Genomic DNA, 17,415 nt, shown 5'->3' with positions numbered 1-17,415 from the left:
ACCATGACTGTGGAGGTGCTCGGATGACAATCAAGGTCTCGCTGGAACATAGGACAAGCTACGCATTCGACCGGCCCGCCAAGATCTACCCGCACGTGGTGCGCCTGCGGCCGGCCCCGCATTCGCGCACGCCGATCGAGGCGTATTCGCTCAAGATCGAACCCGAGGATCACTTTCTCAACTGGCAACAGGATGCGTTCGCGAATTATCAAGCGCGCCTGGTGTTTCCGAAACCATCGACGAATCTGTCGATCACGGTCAGTCTGGTCGCCGACCTCACGGCGATCAACCCGTTCGACTTCTTCGTCGAGGACTGGGCCGAGAACTACGGTTTCGAGTATCCCGAGGATCTGCGTCGCGACCTGGAGATCTACCTGCGGCCGGTGGGGGTCACCGAGGGCGAGTTCTCCGGTGCCCCGGTCCACCCCGAGGTGGCCGTCTTCGCCGAGAAGTACCGGCCCGTCGGTAAGACCCGGGTCATCGACTTCCTGGTCGCGGTCAATCAGGCCGTCTGCTCGGCGGTCAACTACACCGTTCGCCTCGAAGCCGGCGTGCAGACACCCGAGTACACGTTGTCCAGCGCGATCGGCTCGTGCCGCGACTCGGCTTGGCTGCTGGTGGCGTTGCTGCGACACCTCGGCCTGGCCGCCCGGTTCGTCTCCGGCTACCTGGTGCAGCTCACCTCCGACATCAAGGCCATCGACGGCCCGTCCGGCCCCGACGCGGACTTCACCGACCTGCACGCCTGGGCCGAGGTGTATCTGCCCGGTGCGGGCTGGGTCGGCATGGACCCGACCTCCGGCCTGTTCGCCGGTGAGGGCCACATCCCGCTCGCGGCCACGCCGCACCCCGGGGGTGCGGCACCGATCACCGGTGCGACCGGCCCGTGCCACGCCACGCTCGACTTCTCCAACACGGTCACCCGCTTCCACGAGGACCCGCGCGTCACCCTGCCGTACACCCCCGAACAGTGGAACAAGGTCCTCGACCTGGGGGGCAAGCTCGACACACGGATGCAGGACAACGATGTTCGGCTGACGATGGGCGGCGAACCCACGTTCGTCTCGATCGAGAACCAGACCGACCCGGAGTGGACCACCGCCGCCGACGGCCCGCACAAGCGGTTGCTGGCGTCCAAACTGACCGAACGGCTGATGGCCGACTACGCGCCGAACGGCCTCGTCCAGCGCAGCCAGGGCAAGTGGTACCCCGGGGAACCGCTGCCGCGCTGGCAGATCGCACTGATGTGGCGCGCCGACGGAAAACCCATCTGGCGTAAGCCCGAACTGCTCGCCGACCCGTGGACCAGCATGGATGCCACGCGGGCCACCATCGACACCGAGACATCGGGGCCGCGGGCGGGGGAGAGCAGTGGTCACGTGCGGGCCCGGGCCCTGCTGGTCGCCTTCGCCGATGCGCTGGGCCTGCCCACGACCCAGGTGATGCCGGCGTTCGAGGATCCGCTCGTGCGGATGCGTGAGCTGGCGGCGCTGCCGCCCGGTGACCCGGCCGGCGACCCCACGCTGATCACCCAGCACAACCTCGCCCTGGCCGAGGCCGCCGTCGACATCGAGGAACCCGAGGATGAGGCAGACGACCTCGATCCCACCGCCGACTCGGTGAAGGCGCGGCAGTCGCTGCTGGCCAAGCTCGACGAGGCCGTCACGGTGCCCACGGCATATGTGTTGCCGCTCAACAGGTCTGGCGACGACGCGGCCTGGCAGTCGGCGAAATGGACCATGCGCCGCGGCCGTATCGTGCTCACCCCGGGCACCTCGCCGGCCGGTCTGCGCCTGCCGCTGAACTCGCTGTCGTGGGGTCCGGCGCCCACCATCTTCGAGTCCGACCCCACCGAACGCCGTCCCGATCTGCCCGACGACGTGACCGGCGCCGTCGGCCACATCGTGAAGCAGACCGACCCGAGCCAGTTCCTGCCGCGCACCGCCCTGGTGGCGCAGGTGCGTAACGACGTCCTGCACGTGTTCCTGCCGCCGACGTCGTACCTGGAGGAATACCTGGCGGTGATCGGGATGATCGAGGACGCCGCGGCGGCCACGGACCTCCCGGTGGTGATCGAGGGCTACGGCCCGCCCGGCGACGCCCGCCTGACGACGCTGACCGTCACCCCCGACCCCGGCGTCATCGAGGTCAACATCCAGCCGACCACCAGCTTCGCGCACCAGTCCGATCTGCTCGAATCGCTGTACGAGCATGCCCGGCACGTCAAGCTGGGCACCGAGAGCTTCGACCTCGACGGCAGCCACGGCGGCACCGGCGGCGGCAACCACATCACCCTCGGCGGTCCCACGCCCGCCGACTCGCCGATGCTGCGCCGGCCCGACCTACTCGTGTCGATGCTGACGTACTGGCAGCGGCATCCGGCCCTGTCGTACCTGTTCTCCGGACGGTTCATCGGCACCACCTCGCAGGCGCCGCGCGCCGACGAAGGCCGCGAATCGGCGCTGTACGAGCTGGAGATCGCGTTCGCCGAGATCGACCGCCTCGCCAGTAAGGGCGAACCCGGCACCGGCTGGGACGCGCCGCCCAACCCGTGGGTCACCGACCGGGCGCTGCGGCACCTGCTCACCGACATCACCGGCAACACCCACCGTGCCGAGTTCTGCATCGACAAGCTGTACAGCCCGGACTCTCCGCGCGGGCGGCTCGGGTTGCTGGAGCTGCGGGCGTTCGAGATGCCGCCGCATCACCGGATGGCGATGGTGCAGTCGCTGCTGGTGCGCTCGCTGGTGTCGTGGTTCTGGGAGAAGCCGTACCGTCATCGCCTGATTCGGCACGGCGGCGACCTGCACGGCAAGTATCTGCTGCCGTACTACCTGATCCGCGACATCGGTGCCGTGGCCGAGGACCTGCGGGAGGCCGGTTACGAGTTCGACACCGCCTGGCTGGCCCCGTTCACCGAGTTCCGCTTCCCGCGGCTGGGCACCGTACAGATCCGCGACCACGAGGTGGAGCTGCGCGGTGCGATCGAACCGTGGAACACCCTCGGCGAGGAGTCGACCGGCATGGGTACCGCCCGCTATGTCGACTCGTCCGTCGAACGGGTACAGGTGCGGGTCTCCGGCGGTGAGGACGACCGGTTCATCCTCACCTGCAATGGCCATCCCATCCCGCTGCGCTCCACCGGTATCCCGGGGGAGCGGGTCGCGGGCATCCGGTTCCGGGCCTGGCAGCCGCCGAGTTCGCTGCACCCGACGATCACCGTCGACACCCCGCTGACCTTCGACCTGGTGGATCAGGTGGCCGGCCGGTCCGTCGGTGGCGCCACCTACCATGTCGTGCATCCGGGCGGCCGGGCCTACGACCGCCCGCCGGTGAACGCCGTGGAAGCGGAATCCCGGCGAAACGGCAGGTTCGAGGCCTCCGGTCACACGGCCGGTCACGTCGACATCGGGGTGCTGCGCGAACGTATGGCACGGAGCGCGATCGACTCGGGGGTCCCCGGCATCCTCGACCTGAGGCGCGCACGTACAGTTCTTCGGTGACCGTTTCACCTGGCATCGACGTCGCGGGCAACACCGTGCCCGCGGTGTTCGACCGTTACCGTGCCGATGCCGGTTCCGGGTCGTACGACGAGATGCTGGACGGCGCGGGCGAAGCCCGGGCCGGCTGGTCGGAACTGGTGGCCGGATACGGGATACGTGGGCCGCGGCGGCTCGGCGAGGCCGCGCACCGGCTGGCCGGTGCGGTCCGCGACGAGGGCATCGTCTACAACGAGTACGACGGTGATGCCACCATCACCCGCGACTGGGTGGTCGACGCCGCGCCGCTGATGGTGGACGGCACCGAATGGGCGTCGCTGGAGAAGGCGATCGCGCAGCGTTCGACGCTGCTCGACCTGCTGCTGCGCGACATCTATCACGACCAGAAACTCATCTCCGCTGGCATCGTGCCGCCGGAGATGATCTACGGACATCCCGGCTACCTGCGCAAGGCCGCACACCTCGACGTCGCGGCCCCGCATGCGCTGTTCCTGCACGCGGTGGATCTGGGCCGGCGCGCCGACGGCACCCACGTGGTGTACGCCGACCGCACGCAGGCACCCTCGGGCATCGGGTACGCGCTGGCCGATCGGCGGATCCTCTCGCGCACGTTCGCCCAGCTCTTCCAGGACTGCGCACCCCGGCCGATCTCGACGTTCGTGCAGACTTTGCGGCTGGCGCTGCTCGACTACGCACCGCCCGGTGTCGAGGATCCGACAGTCGCCGTCCTCAGCCCGGGCAGCATGTCCGAGACCGCGTTCGACCAGGCGTATCTGGCGTCCGCATTGGGTATTCCGCTCGTCGAGGGGCCAGATCTCACGGTGCGCGACGGCGCCGTCTACATGCGGTCGCTGGGCAAGTACCGTCGCGTCGACGTGCTGCTGCGCCGGGTTGACGCCGAATTCGTCGATCCGCTGGACCTGCGCACCGATTCCCAGCTCGGGGTGGCCGGGCTGGTGGAGGCGATCTCCCGCGGCAATGTCACCGTCGTCAACACCCTCGGCAGCGGCGTCCTGGAAAACCCGGCGCTGCACACCGTTCTCGACGCGGTGGCGCGCGAACTCCTCGGCGAGCCGCTCCTGCTCGAATCCGTGCCCACATTCTGGGCCGGTGATCCGGGCGGACTGTCGAAGATCCTCGCCGAGGCCGAGTCGATGGTGCTCACCAACGTGCGCACCGGCGAGGAGATCGTGGGTGCGCTCAGCGGCTCGGCGGCCCTGTCCGGGTTGCGCGCACGGATCGAGGCCCAGAACTGGCAGTGGGTCGGGCGGTCGTTGGTGCAGTACTCCACGGCGCCGACGATGCTGCCCGGCGCAGCCGACCAGCCGTCGTCGCGGGAGGTCCGGGGTGCGCCGGTGTCGTTGCGGGCATTCAGCCTGGCACGCGGGCAGTCGTACGCGGTGATGCCGGGTGCGCTCGGGTCGGTGCTCGTCGACGGTGCGGCCGGCCGGGCGATGGCCACGATCGGCGCGAAGGACGTGTGGCTGACCAGCGCCGGATCAGGTGGACATGTCTCGCGCAAGACACAGTCGCGGACCGAACCGGCGGAGATCGTCGATGCAGCGGCGGCACCCGTGCGATCGGGTGCCACAGCATCGCGCGATCATGTCGGGGTCTCGCTGGTGGCCAGCCCGCGTGTGCTGTCCGACCTGTTCTGGGTGGGCCGCTATCTCGAGCGCGTCGACGGCACGACCCGGCTGGCCAAGGTGTGCCAGTCCCGGTATGAGGAGCTGCAGCGGCGTTCGTGGGCGGGACTGCCCAAGGTGGTGCCGGTGCTGCTGCACGCCACCGGCTGGATGACCGGGACCGCCGGGTATCTCGGCACCGCCGCGCTGCTCGAGACCGAATCGGGCGACGAACCGGCCGACATTCTGACCCTCATCGCCAAACTGACCGCCGATCGGCACGTGCCCGGCACCATCGCCTACTCGCGGATGCGGCTGGTGGGGGCGGTGCGTGCGGTCCGCGACCAGATGACCACCAGCACCTGGATGGTGCTGGCGCCGGCCGAGCGGGCCATCTCCCGGCTGACCCGGATGCTGAACACCGACGTGGACCCGGATACCCCGCAACTGGAACTGGGACCGGAACTCGCATCGGTGCACGACGACATCCTGTTCGCGGTGCTGGCCCTGTCCGGCCTGCAGGCCGAGTCGATGGTGCAGGACCCCGGCTGGTACCTGCTGGACGTGGGCCGTCGCGCGGAACGGGCCATCGCGCTCGCCGACCTGACCGCGGCGCTGTTCACCGATGTCCGCGAACCCGACCTGGAACAGCCGCTCCTGGAGTCGTTTCTGGTGGCCAACGAGTCGTCGGTCACGTACCGGCGGCGCAACCGCGGCCTGATCAGGCTCGGCGCTGTGCTCGAACTGATGCTGTTCGACGAATCGAACCCGCGATCGATGGTGTACCAGCTCACCACGATGATGCGGGATCTGACGGCGCTGCCCGATTCGGTCCGGTCGGCGGGCGCCGAGCGCATCGTCGAGGACCTGACAGCCGAACTGCGCCGTGCCGACCCGGCCGATCTGACCGCCGCCGACGCGGAGGGACGCCGCGCTGACCTGGGGGAGTTGATGACGACGCTGCGTGGTGGCATCCGGGAGGTGTCCGATCTGCTGGCCCGGACCCGGTTCGCGCAACCACGCGCGCTGCGGCCGCTCTGGGCGGGCCAGGGTGCGGATATCGATCTCACCGGCGGGAGCGGCGGGTGATGACGGCCTACGAGAACACCGCGGCACCGTTCGCGCCCACCGCCGAGGCCGGTGGTGCGCAGCAGGTACCGGGCACCCGGCGGTACCAGGTGATGCACAGGACGTCCTACACCTACAACGACGTGGTCTCCTCGTCGTACGGCCGCTGCTATCTGCGGCCCCGTGACCTGGTCCATCAGCGGGTGCTCAACGCGTCGGTGACCATCGACCCCGCACCCGACGACCGGTCGACGGGGGTGGACGTCTACGGCAACAGCGACGCCTACTTCCATGTGCATTCGGCGCATCGTGAGCTGGTGGTGGTGTCGGAATCGCTGGTGGAGGTCGATCCGGTCGATCCGGCGCTGTTCGAAACACCCGGGGCAGTGGGGCCGTGGGAGCAGGCCCGTCCCGGACTGTCGGGGTCGGCGGTGCTGCGTGAGTTCTCGATGGACCTGTACCCGCCGGAGATCACCCCCGCGGTGCGGGCGTACGCGGCCGAGGTGTTCTTCCCCGGCCGTCCGCTCGTGGAGGCGGTACGGGATCTGACCACCCGGATCTTCCACGACTTCACCTACGAATCGGGGTCGACGGCCATCAGCACCAAGGTCGACACCGTGCTCGAACGCCGCAAGGGCGTATGCCAGGACTTCGCGCGGGTCGCGCTGGCATGCCTGCGGTCGGTCGGGCTGGCCGGCCGCTACGAATCCGGGTATCTCGCGACCGATCCACCGCCGGGCCGGGAACGGATCTATGGCGCCGACGCCAGCCATGCGTGGGCGGCGGTGTGGGTGCAGGGGACCGCTCCCGATCCCGACAATCCGTCCGAACCCGGCTACTGGCTGGCCTTCGATCCGACCAACGACAAATGGGTGGACGAACGGCACGTCACGGTCGCCTGGGGCCGCGACTACGACGATGTGCCGCCGCTGCGGGGTGTGATCTACACCGATTCCACGCGCAGTGAGATTTCGGTGTCTGTCGACGTCAGTCCAGTGAATCCGGTGTGATAAATCGTCCGTAATCCGCCAGCTGCAATGTGCCACAGCACAACTGGCGTTCATTTGAATGAACAACGATGACGTGTGTCACCGTTATTGGGTAGGTTGGTCAGTGCCATGACGGTACTTACAGAGGGTCGCATTGTCAGCGTGGTGCGCGCAGCCGAGGCCGTGTTGTCTCAGCGCGCAGGTTCGTCGGTTGTGCTCGATGATCCCGAGGATCTCGGGGGCCGCGGCCGCACCACGGTTGTCCGGGTGCGCGTCGCCCAGAACCCGTTCTCCCAGGCGCGGACGTTGGTCATCAAGGCGTTGCCGGTCGACGAGGAGCCGCACGCCTTCCATCGCGAGATCGCGGCCTACAAGTACGCGACCACCCTGCCGACGCAATCGCGGCCGGGCCCCCAGATCATCGCCTCCGATGCCGACGCACGTGTCCTGGTCCTCAGCGACCTCGGCCATGGCCGGTCGATGTCGGAGCTGCTGACCGGGCGCGACGTCACCGAGGCCGTCCACGCGGTGAGTGCGTGGGGGCAGGCCCTGGGACGGATGCACGCCGCCACGTTCGGCGGCGAGAGTGATTTCCGGGCGCTGCTCCGGCGCGGCTCGAACCGGGCGGAGGAGGTCAACGTCCTGCGGGAACAGGCGGTGCGTGCCTTCTCCCTGTTCGACGGGGCGCTGCGGGCGCTCGATGTGCCGGTGCCGCCGCGGGTGACGGGCATGCTCGCCAACGCGTGTGACCTGTTCACCGAGGGCGAGCACCGCGCCTTCAGCACCTCCGACATCGGGCCCGAGAACATCCTCATCAACGGTGGCGGCGTGCAGTTCATGGACTACGAGTGGGGCGGTTTCCGCGACGCCATCCTCGACGTTGCGTACTCCCAGGTCACCTGCAGTTCGGCGTTGTCAACCATCGATCCGGCCGTCCGCGAGCGGCTGGAAGAGGCGATGGTCGACGCGTGGCGCGCCGAGGTCTCGCTCATCTGGCCGGCGCTGTCCAACAGGCGGGTACTGGCGCGCAGGCTGCTGGCCGCCCGGCTGCTGTGGGTATGGCTGTCGACCGTGTGGATGCTGCCGCTCGACGGCCTGCAACCCACCGTCGCCGACATCGTCGAGGCGGGGTTCGCCGAGACAAGTGAACTCACCGTCGCCGGCGCGTCATCGAGCCGCGCCAACGGCCACCTGCACGATCTGGCGCTGTACACCTCCGACCCGCGGGTGCTGGTCACCCGGTGGGCCGACCTGGCGAGCGCCGCGAGCCGCGCCGACGATGCCGTGCTGTCGGCGACGGCGGTTCGGCTCGGCGCCGCCCTCACCCGAGATTGGCTCACCTGAGCGTTCCATGGATTCACTGTTCGACCCGGCGCCCCCACCGCCGTCGGGTGAGGTTCCCGGTGCCGACGGTCGTCCCACCGCGCCGCTCGCCGTGCGGATGCGTCCGCAGACGCTCGACGAGATCATCGGCCAGCAGCATCTGCTCGGCAAGGCGTCGCCGCTGCGGCGGCTGATCAGCGGGTCGGGTGCGGCCTCCGTGCTCCTGTACGGGCCGCCCGGCACCGGCAAGACCACGATGGCCTCGCTTATCTCCCGCGCCACCGGTGGCAGGTTCGAGGCGTTGTCGGCGTTGTCGGCGGGCGTCAAAGAGGTCCGCGCGGTGATCGACGTGGCCCGCAGGCGCCTCATCGACGGTCAGCAGACGGTGCTGTTCATCGATGAGGTGCACCGGTTCTCCAAGACCCAGCAGGACGCACTGCTCGACGCCGTGGAGAACCGGATCGTGCTGCTGGTGGCCGCGACCACGGAGAATCCGTCGTTCTCGGTGGTGGCGCCGCTGCTGTCGCGGTCGCTGGTGCTGCGGTTGCAGCCACTGTCCGACGACGACATCGTCGAGGTCATCGAGCGCGCGATAACCGATCCGCGCGGCCTGGGCGGGGCCGTCCGGCTCACCGACGAGGCCCGCACTCACCTGGTGGCCGTCGCCGGCGGTGACGCGCGCCGTGCCCTCACGGCGCTGGAGGCCAGTGCGGACAGCGTCATCAGCCACGCCGACGACCCAGCGGACGGGGACACTGCTGCGGGGGATGTAGATGAGGGGGATCGGGTCGCGCTCGTCATCGACGTCGCCGACGTGGAGGCCGCGATCGACCGCGCCGCCGTGCGCTACGACCGGGACGGTGACCAGCACTACGACGTGACCAGCGCGTTCATCAAGTCGATCCGTGGATCGGATGTCGACGCGGCGGTGCATTACCTGGCGCGGATGATCTCGGCGGGTGAGGACCCGCGGTTCATCGCGCGCAGGCTGATGGTGCACGCCTCCGAGGACATCGGCATGGCCGACCCGTCGGCCCTGCAGACGGCGGTGGCCGCCGCGCAGGTGGTCCAGCTGGTCGGGATGCCCGAGGCCAAGCTCGCGCTCACCCAGGCCACCATCCACCTGGCAACCGCCCCGAAATCACCGGGTGTGGTCGCGGCGATCGGGGAGGCGATGGCCGACGTGGCCGCCGGCAAATCGGGACCGGTGCCACCGCACCTGCGCGACAGCCACTACGCCGGCGCCAAGGCGATGGGCAGCGGCAAGGGCTACCGCTACCCGCACGACGACCCCGACGGCGTGGTGCCGCAGCAGTACGCACCCGACGACCTGGTGGGCGTCGACTACTACCGGCCCACCCCGCACGGATTCGAACGGGAGATCTTCACCCGGCTCGGCAAACTGCGGTCCATCATCCGGCGCGGCGGGCGCCGCCGATCCCCGCCCGCTCAGGCCTGACAGTCGTCGGCGACCGGGAATGTAGGCTGGTGTGTCGCAGTCGTCGCCACGCCGGGAGCCCCGGCGCCGCGCCGCGGCCCGCACAGCGAACGATCACAGAACCCCCACGATCCCAGAACTCACGATCAAGAACCTCAGCAAGGACGAGACCACAGTGCAGACGCATGACATCAGGAAGCGGTTCCTGGATCACTTCATCCGCGCCGGACACACCGAGGTACCCAGCGCATCGCTGATCCTCGACGATCCCAACCTGATGTTCGTCAACGCGGGCATGGTGCCGTTCAAGCCGTACTTCCTCGGCCAGCAGACCCCGCCCTACTCACGCGCCACCAGCGTGCAGAAGTGTGTGCGCACCCTCGATATCGATGAGGTCGGCGTCACCACCCGCCACAACACCTTCTTCCAGATGGCGGGCAACTTCAGCTTCGGCGACTACTTCAAACGCGAGGCGATCACCTTCGCCTGGACACTGCTCACCAACTCGGTCGAGGACGGCGGCTACGGTATCGACCCGCAGAAGCTGTGGCCCACGGTGTATCTCGACGACGACGAGGCCGAGGCCATCTGGCGCGACGAGATCGGCGTGCCCGCCGAACGTATCCAGCGGCGCGGCATGAAGGACAACTACTGGTCGATGGGCGTGCCCGGCCCATGCGGTCCGTGTTCGGAGATCTTCTACGACCGCGGCCCCGAGTACGGCAAAGAGGGCGGCCCCGAGGCCGACGAGGACCGCTACATCGAGATCTGGAATCTCGTGTTCATGCAGAACGAGCGCGGTGAGGGCGGCGGCAAGGACAACTACGAGATCCTCGGCCCGCTGCCCAAGCAGAACATCGACACCGGCATGGGCATCGAGCGCGTCGCCTGTCTGCTGCAGGGTGTTGACAACGTCTACGAGACCGACCTGCTCAAGCCGATCATCGACCTGGCCTCGGAGCTGACCGGTCGCGGTTACGGTCGCGGCGCCCACGACGACGACGTCCGGTTCCGGGTGATCGCCGACCACGCCCGCACCGCGGCGCTGCTGATCTGCGACGGCGTGCTGCCCGGCAACGACGGCCGCGGCTACGTGCTGCGCCGGCTGCTGCGCCGCGTCGTCCGGTCGGTGCGGCTGCTGACCTCGGCGAGCGAGGCCGCCGGTGTCACCCCGCGCGCCGCGTCGGAACCGACGATGGGTGCGCTGATCGGCCGGGTCATCGACATGATGGCCCCGTCGTACCCCGAACTCGAGGAGCGGCGCGAGCAGATCGTCTCCACCGCGGTGGGCGAGGAGACCTCGTTCTCCAAGACCCTCGCCGCCGGGTCCAAGCTGTTCACCGACGCCGCCACCGCCACCAAGGCCGCCGAGCGTTCCACGATCAGTGGCGACGACGCGTTTACCCTGCACGACACCTACGGCTTCCCGATCGACCTGACCCTGGAGATGGCGGCCGAGGCCGGTCTGACCGTCGACCAGCACGGGTTCACCGCCCTGATGGCCGAGCAGAAGAGCCGCGCCAAGGCCGACGCCACCGCCCGCAAGACCGGCCACACCGACCTCAGCGTGTACCGCGACCTGCTCGACCGCGGGCCCACCGAGTTCACCGGTTTCGGTGAGCTGGTGTCCGAGGCACGGGTGCTCGGCCTGGTCGCCGACGGGGCACGGCTGCCGGCCGCCGGTGCGGGTCAGGAACTGACCGTCGTCCTTGACCGGAGCCCGCTGTACGCCGAATCCGGTGGCCAGATCGCCGATACCGGCACCATTACGTCGTCGGCCGGCGCCCGGCTGACCGTCACCGACGTGCAGAAGCTCAACAAGACGCTGTGGCTGCACAAGGTGCGGGTCGACGAGGGCGAGATCACCGAGGGCGAGGAGGTGCTCGCCTCGGTGGACGCGGCCTGGCGACACGGCGCCACCCAGGGCCACTCGGGCACCCACATGGTGCACGCGGCGCTGCGGCAGGTGCTCGGCCCCAACGCCACCCAGGCCGGTTCGCTCAACCGGCCCGGCTACCTGCGGTTCGACTTCCACGCGAGCGGTCCGCTCAGCGAGGCCCAGCGCAGCGAGATCGAGGAGATCAGCAACGCGGCCGTCGAGGCCGACTACCGGGTCAATACCTTCGAGACCGGACTGGCCGAGGCCAAGGCGATGGGTGCGCTCGCGCTGTTCGGCGAGAACTACGGCGACGAGGTCCGGGTTGTCGAGATCGGTGGCCCGTTCTCGATGGAACTGTGCGGCGGCACGCATGTGTCGTCGTCGGCGCAGATCGGACCGATCACCGTGATCGGTGAGTCGTCGGTCGGTTCGGGTGTGCGGCGCGTCGAGGCGTACGTCGGCATGGACTCGTTCCGCTACCTGTCCAAGGAACGCGCGCTGCTCGCCGGCCTGGCGTCGTCGCTGAAGGTGCCCTCCGAGGAGGTGCCCGGCCGCGTCGAGGCGCTGGTCACGCGGCTGCGCGATGCGGAAAAGGAACTCGAACGGATCCGGGCCGAGGCCGCGCGCAACGCGGCATCGGGCCTGATCGACGCCGCCGTCACCTCCGGATCGACCCTCGTGGTCGGTGGCCGGCTGCCCGACGGTATCGACGCCGGTGACCTGCGGTCACTTGCCACCGACCTGCGCGGGAAGGTGGCCGACAAGCCCGCCGTCATCGCGCTGTTCTCGTCGGCCGGCGGCAAGGTGCCGTTCGTCATCGCCACCACCGACAGCGCCCGTGAGGCCGGGATCAAGGCCGGTGACCTGGTCAAGCAGATCGCCCCGCTGGTCGGCGGGCGCGGCGGCGGCAAGCCGGACCTCGCGCAGGGGTCGGGAACGGACGCGTCCGGCACCGATGCGGCGATGGACCGGATCCGAGAGCTCGTTCTGCGGTGACCGCGGGAGGGGGAGGTCGGCCGGGTCGGGTCCTCGGGATCGACGTGGGGAGCGTACGGATCGGGGTCGCCGTATGCGACCCGGACCGGATTCTGGCGACACCGGTGGAGACGGTGGCCCGGACACCCGGCGACCGCGCGGATGTCGACCGGATCGCCGCGCTGAGCAGCGAATACGAGGTCGTCGCAGTGGTGATCGGGATGCCCCGGACCCTGCGCAACACAGCGGGAGCGGCAGCCGACGCGGCGCGCGAGTTCGGGACCGCTGTCGCCGCCGCGATTGCACCCGTGCCGGTGGAGTATTTCGACGAGCGGTTCACCACGGTGACCGCGCAGCAGGCGCTGCGGGCCAGCGGACGTTCGGCGAAATCGTCGCGCCAGGTCATTGATCAGGCCGCCGCTGTCGCTATTCTGCAAGGGTGGCTGGATGCGGGACGATGATGCGCCGCACCCTCAGGGGTGCGCTTCGGTGACCCCCTCGTCGGTGGACTGCACGGTGACCGGTCCCGTCGCCGGGGTGGTGATGTCCCGTGGATGATGAGCACTACCGGCACAGCCGTCGTCGGGGTGCCCCCGGCTCCGACCCGTCCCACGACGACATCGACCGGCTGAGGTACTTCACCCAGCCGAACCCGGACCGGCCGAGCAGGCACCGGCGTCGCCGCGACGACGCCGACGGTCCGGCTCCGGTCGACACCGGGCGGGCGATGCCGCAGCGGATCGAACCGCGGCCCCCGCAGGGACCCCGCAGGCCGGCCCCGGGTTCGTACACCCCGCCCCCCGCGCCCACCGCACCTGCTCAGCCCGCTCCGCCGATGAGGCGGCCCGAGCCGCCGCAGGCGCCCTCTCAGCAGTACGTGCCGCCGGCCCCGCACGGGCCCTCCGCCGGCCGGCCACCCGGGCCCGCCCGGGGATTGCCGCCGGGCCCGCCGACGTATGACGACGTCGAACGGACCCCTCCGCAGACCGGGTATTTCCGCCGCGAAGCGGTGTACGACGGGAACTCCGACACCGGCCCGATCGAGGTCATTCCGGGGCCGGTCGACACGCACACCGGCCAGATCCCGCCATCGCCGGTGGCCGCTACCAGGACCCAGACAAGCGGCGAGGTCGATCGTGCTGCTGTCGCAGTACCCGCCGAGAGCACACGCCCGACGACCACCGGTCGTGAGGCGTCCGATGCGCGTTCCGCCGAGGACGATCGCCCGGCCCAGGACGAACGTTCAGGTACGGAAGAACCTCCGGCCAAAGCAGGCCGCTCCGGCAGAACCGAGCGCGCGGGCACAGCGGGGCGTTCGGGCAAGGCGGGGCGCGCGGGCAAGGACAACCGGAAAGCCCGATCGGACGACCGGGACACGGCAGCAGCCGATACCGCCCGCAAACGCAAGCGCAAGCGACGGACCGCCCTCGCGTTCGTCCTGGTCCTGTTCGTGGCCATGCTCGGCGCGATCGGCTATGCGGCGATGCGCGCCTTCGGCGGCCCGAGTGCCGAGGACTACACCGGTGCCACCGGCCTCGCGGACGTGATCGTCGAGATCCCCGAGAACTCCACGCTCAGCGACTTCGGGACCATCCTCGCCGACCGTGATGTGGTGAAGAGCTCGCAGGCGTTCATCAACGCCGCGGGAGGGCGGACCATGGAGGGCGGCTTCTACAAGCTGCGCACCCAGATCTCGGCGTCGACCGCCGTCGACATGATGAGCGACACGTCGCGGGTTCACCGTGTCGGGCTGATGAACGTTCCCGAGGGTCTGCAACTCGAATCCAAGAAGGGTATCGACGGCAAGACCACCCCCGGGATCTTTGAAATGATCGCCGACGCGACCAAGGTCGACATCAACGGCGCGCATCGCGGGGTCACGGTCAAACAGTTGGAGAAGGTCGCGGCCACCGCCGACCCCAAGTCACTCGGCGTCCCCGAGTGGGCCCGCAAGTGGGTCACCGCCTCGGATGTGAAGGGTGACTTCCGCAGGATCGAGGGTCTCATCGCACCCGGCACGTGGGAGTACATCAACCCGGAACATTCGGCGACGCAGATCCTGTCCGAGTTGATCTCCCAGAGTGTGAGCCGTTTCGAGAAATGGGGTCTGCTGAACGACAACGGCTCGGGCCTGACCCCGTACGAAACCCTGGTCACGGCGTCGGTGGTGGAACGGGAGGCCAAGAATCCCGAGGACTTCCCGAAGGTCGCCCGGGTCATTCTCAACCGTCTCGCCAAGGATCAGCGCCTGGAGATGGACTCGACGTCCAACTACAAGGCCGAGGTCACCAACATCGACGTGCACGGCGACGCCTACAGCGACGAGAACCCGTGGAATACCTACCAGATCTTCGGGCTGCCGCCGACACCGATCGGCGCGGTCGGGGAACGTGCCTTGGAGTCCACCGAACATCCAGCGAAAGGCCGCTGGCTGTATTTCGTGTCGATCGACACGGACGGCACCACGTTGTTCGCGAACACGTACGAGGAACACAAGCGCAACCGGCAGAAGGCCTGTGACACCGGCCTGCTGTCCACGGGATGCTGAGGCCGCCGGTGACAGCACGCAAAGCGGCGGTGCTCGGTTCGCCCGTGTCGCATTCCCGCTCACCCGACCTGCACCTGGCTGCCTACCGGGCGCTGGGGCTGACCGACTGGACGTACGAGCGCATCGAGTGCACCGCCGAGCAACTTCCCGGGATCGTCGGCGGAGCGGGACCGGAGTTCGTCGGGTTCTCGGTGACGATGCCCGGCAAGATCGCCGCGCTCGAGTTCGCCGACGAGGTCACCGAACGGGCCCGGCTCATCGGGTCGGCCAACACACTCGTGCGAACCGACGCGGGCTGGCGCGCCGACTGCACCGATGTCGACGGCATGGCCGGCGCATTACGGGACCTGGGTGTGCTGGACCGTACCGGTGGCGAGGCGGTGGTGATGGGTGGCGGCGGCACCGCCCTGCCGACGGTCAGCGCCCTCGCCGACGCCGGTATCACCTCGCTACGGCTGGTGGTGCGCAGTCCGCAGCGGGCCGCCGACGTCGCCGCGCTTGCCGGCGTCCTGGGCCTGCACTGCGATTTCCTGCCGTTCGCCGACTCGGCTGACCTCACCGACGCCTGCCGTTCGGCACGCGTCGTCGTCTCGACGGTCCCATCATCGGCCACCGCGCCGATCATCGACTCGGTGCGGGAATCGGCCGCGCTTGTCGACGTCATCTACAACCCATGGCCGACGCCGCTGGCGGCGGCGGTCACCGAGTCGGGGGGCCGCGTCGTCGGGGGACTGGTGATGCTGCTCAACCAGGCCTACAGCCAGGTCGAACAGTTCACCGGCCTGCCCGCACCCCGCGAGGCGATGGCCGCCGCGCTCGCCGCCGCCTGACCCCGTTCCCGCGTAACAGTTTCCCTCGATGCTCATCGGATCCGTTTGTGGCGTTGAAGGAAACCGTTGAGCGGGAACGGAAGATCTTGTCGTCATTTGATAGGGGGATCGGTGTCAAGCGTGTTGGTCACAGGGGATGTGTGTTGTCCACAGATGTGATCGCGGCCGGTTGATTCGGCGGTTGGGCGGCGACGATAGATGTGTGACCCTCGCAACGATCCCCGTCGGACTGTGGTTGTCGGCTATCGCAGTCCGCGACGCACGCACTCGCCGCATCACCAACACCCTCCTGTGGCCCGGGGTGGTCGCGGTCGCCGGAATGGGTGTCGCCTCGCCCGCAGTGATCGTCGCCGGGCTCATCGCGGCATCGCCGTACCTTCTGGCGTGGCTGCTGCGCCAATGCGGTGGTGGTGATGTAAAACTCGCGCTGGTCGTCGGCGGTCTCACCGCCGACTGGGTGATCGCAATGCTTGTCGTCCTGCTTGCCGCGATCCTGTCGGCGATCGCCGCGCTGGTCGCCCGGTCGTCGTCGCTCCCACACGGACCGGCACTGGTCGGTGCCACCGCGTTGCTGCTCGGGGTGACCCATTGACACCGCCGGCCGCACGACCGGCGCGAGTACCCTGACCTCATGTCCGGTCCCGACCCCACCTCGCTGTTGTCGTTGCGGGACTGGCGTGCCCTCGGAGAGGAGACCGACGTACGGTCCGAACTTCAGGAGGGTGTCCGCATCGTGACGCCCCGGCCTGCCAAACGACACATCCGCGCCGTACACCGGCTGTGGAACGCGCTGGAGGGCGCTGCCGGCGAGGACTACGAGGTGCTCGGTGAGATCGACATCGTGATCGATGCCCACACCCCGGCCACGGTGCGCGTCCCCGACCTGGTGGTCTGCGCAGCCACCGCTCCCGACAACCTCGACGCGGCACATGTGCTCCTCGCCGTCGAGGTGATCTCACCCGGCACCCGGCGAATCGACAGGGTGATGAAACGCAGCGAATACGCCGACGCCGGAATCGCCTACTACTGGATCGTCGACCTCGACGGACCACGCCTGACCGAATTCACCCTGACCGACGGCCAATACACCGGCCATGAGCACATCGGCGAGTTCACCACAACCGTGCCGTTCGCCTTTGAGGTGGATCTGCGCTTGTTGACACGCTGACCGCCGATGTGAAGGTCACAGGGACGCCGGTCACCCCGTCGGGAGTTTGTCAGGGGCTCATCGAATGTGCGG

The 17,415-nt window shown here is 69.0% G+C and carries 11 protein-coding genes; all 11 read left to right on the top strand.

Translation table 11 applies throughout. The features are described 5' to 3' along the window. The first annotated feature begins 23 nt into the window (after positions 1-23). The 11 genes from GOAMR_RS00825 (at position 24) to GOAMR_RS00775 (ending at position 17,343) form a co-directional block, all read left to right on the top strand. Positions 24-3,503 carry a transglutaminase family protein gene (locus GOAMR_RS00825; protein WP_005181317.1) on the top strand — a complete coding sequence of 1,160 codons (3,480 nt, stop codon included), beginning with the start codon at positions 24-26 and terminating at the stop codon, positions 3,501-3,503. Continuing rightward, entirely contained in the window at positions 3,500-6,214 is a 2,715-nt protein-coding gene (locus GOAMR_RS00820; protein WP_005181316.1) for a circularly permuted type 2 ATP-grasp protein, read from the top strand. Before GOAMR_RS00825 ends, GOAMR_RS00820 begins: the two co-directional genes overlap by 4 nt. Next, complete coding sequence (locus tag GOAMR_RS00815) at positions 6,214-7,203, top strand: transglutaminase family protein (RefSeq protein WP_005181314.1); 990 nt, start codon at positions 6,214-6,216, stop codon at positions 7,201-7,203. Before GOAMR_RS00820 ends, GOAMR_RS00815 begins: the two co-directional genes overlap by 1 nt. A gap of 108 nt (positions 7,204-7,311) precedes the next feature. After that, positions 7,312-8,526: a protein kinase family protein gene (locus GOAMR_RS00810; RefSeq protein WP_040513949.1), complete on the top strand. Its 1,215-nt coding sequence runs from the start codon at positions 7,312-7,314 to the stop codon at positions 8,524-8,526. 7 nt (positions 8,527-8,533) lie between these two features. Then, positions 8,534-9,964, top strand: a complete 1,431-nt coding sequence (locus tag GOAMR_RS00805; protein ID WP_005181310.1) for a replication-associated recombination protein A — start codon at positions 8,534-8,536, stop codon at positions 9,962-9,964. A gap of 154 nt (positions 9,965-10,118) precedes the next feature. Further along, a complete protein-coding gene (gene alaS, locus GOAMR_RS00800; RefSeq protein WP_040513993.1) occupies positions 10,119-12,818 on the top strand; it encodes an alanine--tRNA ligase in 2,700 nt (899 codons plus the stop codon). Further along, a complete protein-coding gene (ruvX, locus tag GOAMR_RS00795) occupies positions 12,815-13,258 on the top strand; it encodes a Holliday junction resolvase RuvX (protein WP_005181307.1) in 444 nt (147 codons plus the stop codon). Before alaS ends, ruvX begins: the two co-directional genes overlap by 4 nt. A gap of 89 nt (positions 13,259-13,347) precedes the next feature. Further along, entirely contained in the window at positions 13,348-15,345 is a 1,998-nt protein-coding gene (gene mltG / locus GOAMR_RS23400) for an endolytic transglycosylase MltG (RefSeq protein ID WP_005181306.1), read from the top strand. Then, entirely contained in the window at positions 15,339-16,175 is an 837-nt protein-coding gene (locus GOAMR_RS00785; protein ID WP_005181305.1) for a shikimate dehydrogenase, read from the top strand. The genes mltG and GOAMR_RS00785 overlap by 7 nt, the downstream gene beginning before the upstream one ends. A 202-nt stretch (positions 16,176-16,377) precedes the next feature. Beyond that, the gene (locus GOAMR_RS00780) at positions 16,378-16,767 is read left to right on the top strand and encodes a prepilin peptidase (RefSeq protein WP_005181303.1); all 390 of its coding nucleotides are present in this window, start codon (positions 16,378-16,380) and stop codon (positions 16,765-16,767) included. A gap of 39 nt (positions 16,768-16,806) precedes the next feature. Continuing rightward, positions 16,807-17,343 (top strand): Uma2 family endonuclease, encoded by a 537-nt coding sequence (locus tag GOAMR_RS00775; protein WP_005181302.1) that lies wholly within the window; start codon positions 16,807-16,809, stop codon positions 17,341-17,343. Positions 17,344-17,415: the final 72 nt, after the last annotated feature.

It is taken from the genome of Gordonia amarae NBRC 15530, from assembly GCF_000241345.1.
GTDB classification, from domain to species: Bacteria; Actinomycetota; Actinomycetes; order Mycobacteriales; family Mycobacteriaceae; genus Gordonia; species Gordonia amarae.
The sequence above is the reverse complement of the archived record's forward strand: the minus strand, read 5'-3'. Positions and strand labels throughout refer to the sequence as shown.

What these genes read in the sequence shown, in the direction of transcription:
- GOAMR_RS00825 (WP_005181317.1), top strand. Translation starts at nt 24, where the DNA reads ATGACAATCAAGGTCTCGCTGGAACATAGGACAAGCTACGCATTCGAC.
- GOAMR_RS00815 (WP_005181314.1), top strand. Translation starts at nt 6,214, where the DNA reads ATGACGGCCTACGAGAACACCGCGGCACCGTTCGCGCCCACCGCCGAG.
- GOAMR_RS00810 (WP_040513949.1), top strand. Translation starts at nt 7,312, where the DNA reads ATGACGGTACTTACAGAGGGTCGCATTGTCAGCGTGGTGCGCGCAGCC.
- GOAMR_RS00805 (WP_005181310.1), top strand. Translation starts at nt 8,534, where the DNA reads ATGGATTCACTGTTCGACCCGGCGCCCCCACCGCCGTCGGGTGAGGTT.
- GOAMR_RS00785 (WP_005181305.1), top strand. Translation starts at nt 15,339, where the DNA reads ATGCTGAGGCCGCCGGTGACAGCACGCAAAGCGGCGGTGCTCGGTTCG.
- GOAMR_RS00775 (WP_005181302.1), top strand. Translation starts at nt 16,807, where the DNA reads ATGTCCGGTCCCGACCCCACCTCGCTGTTGTCGTTGCGGGACTGGCGT.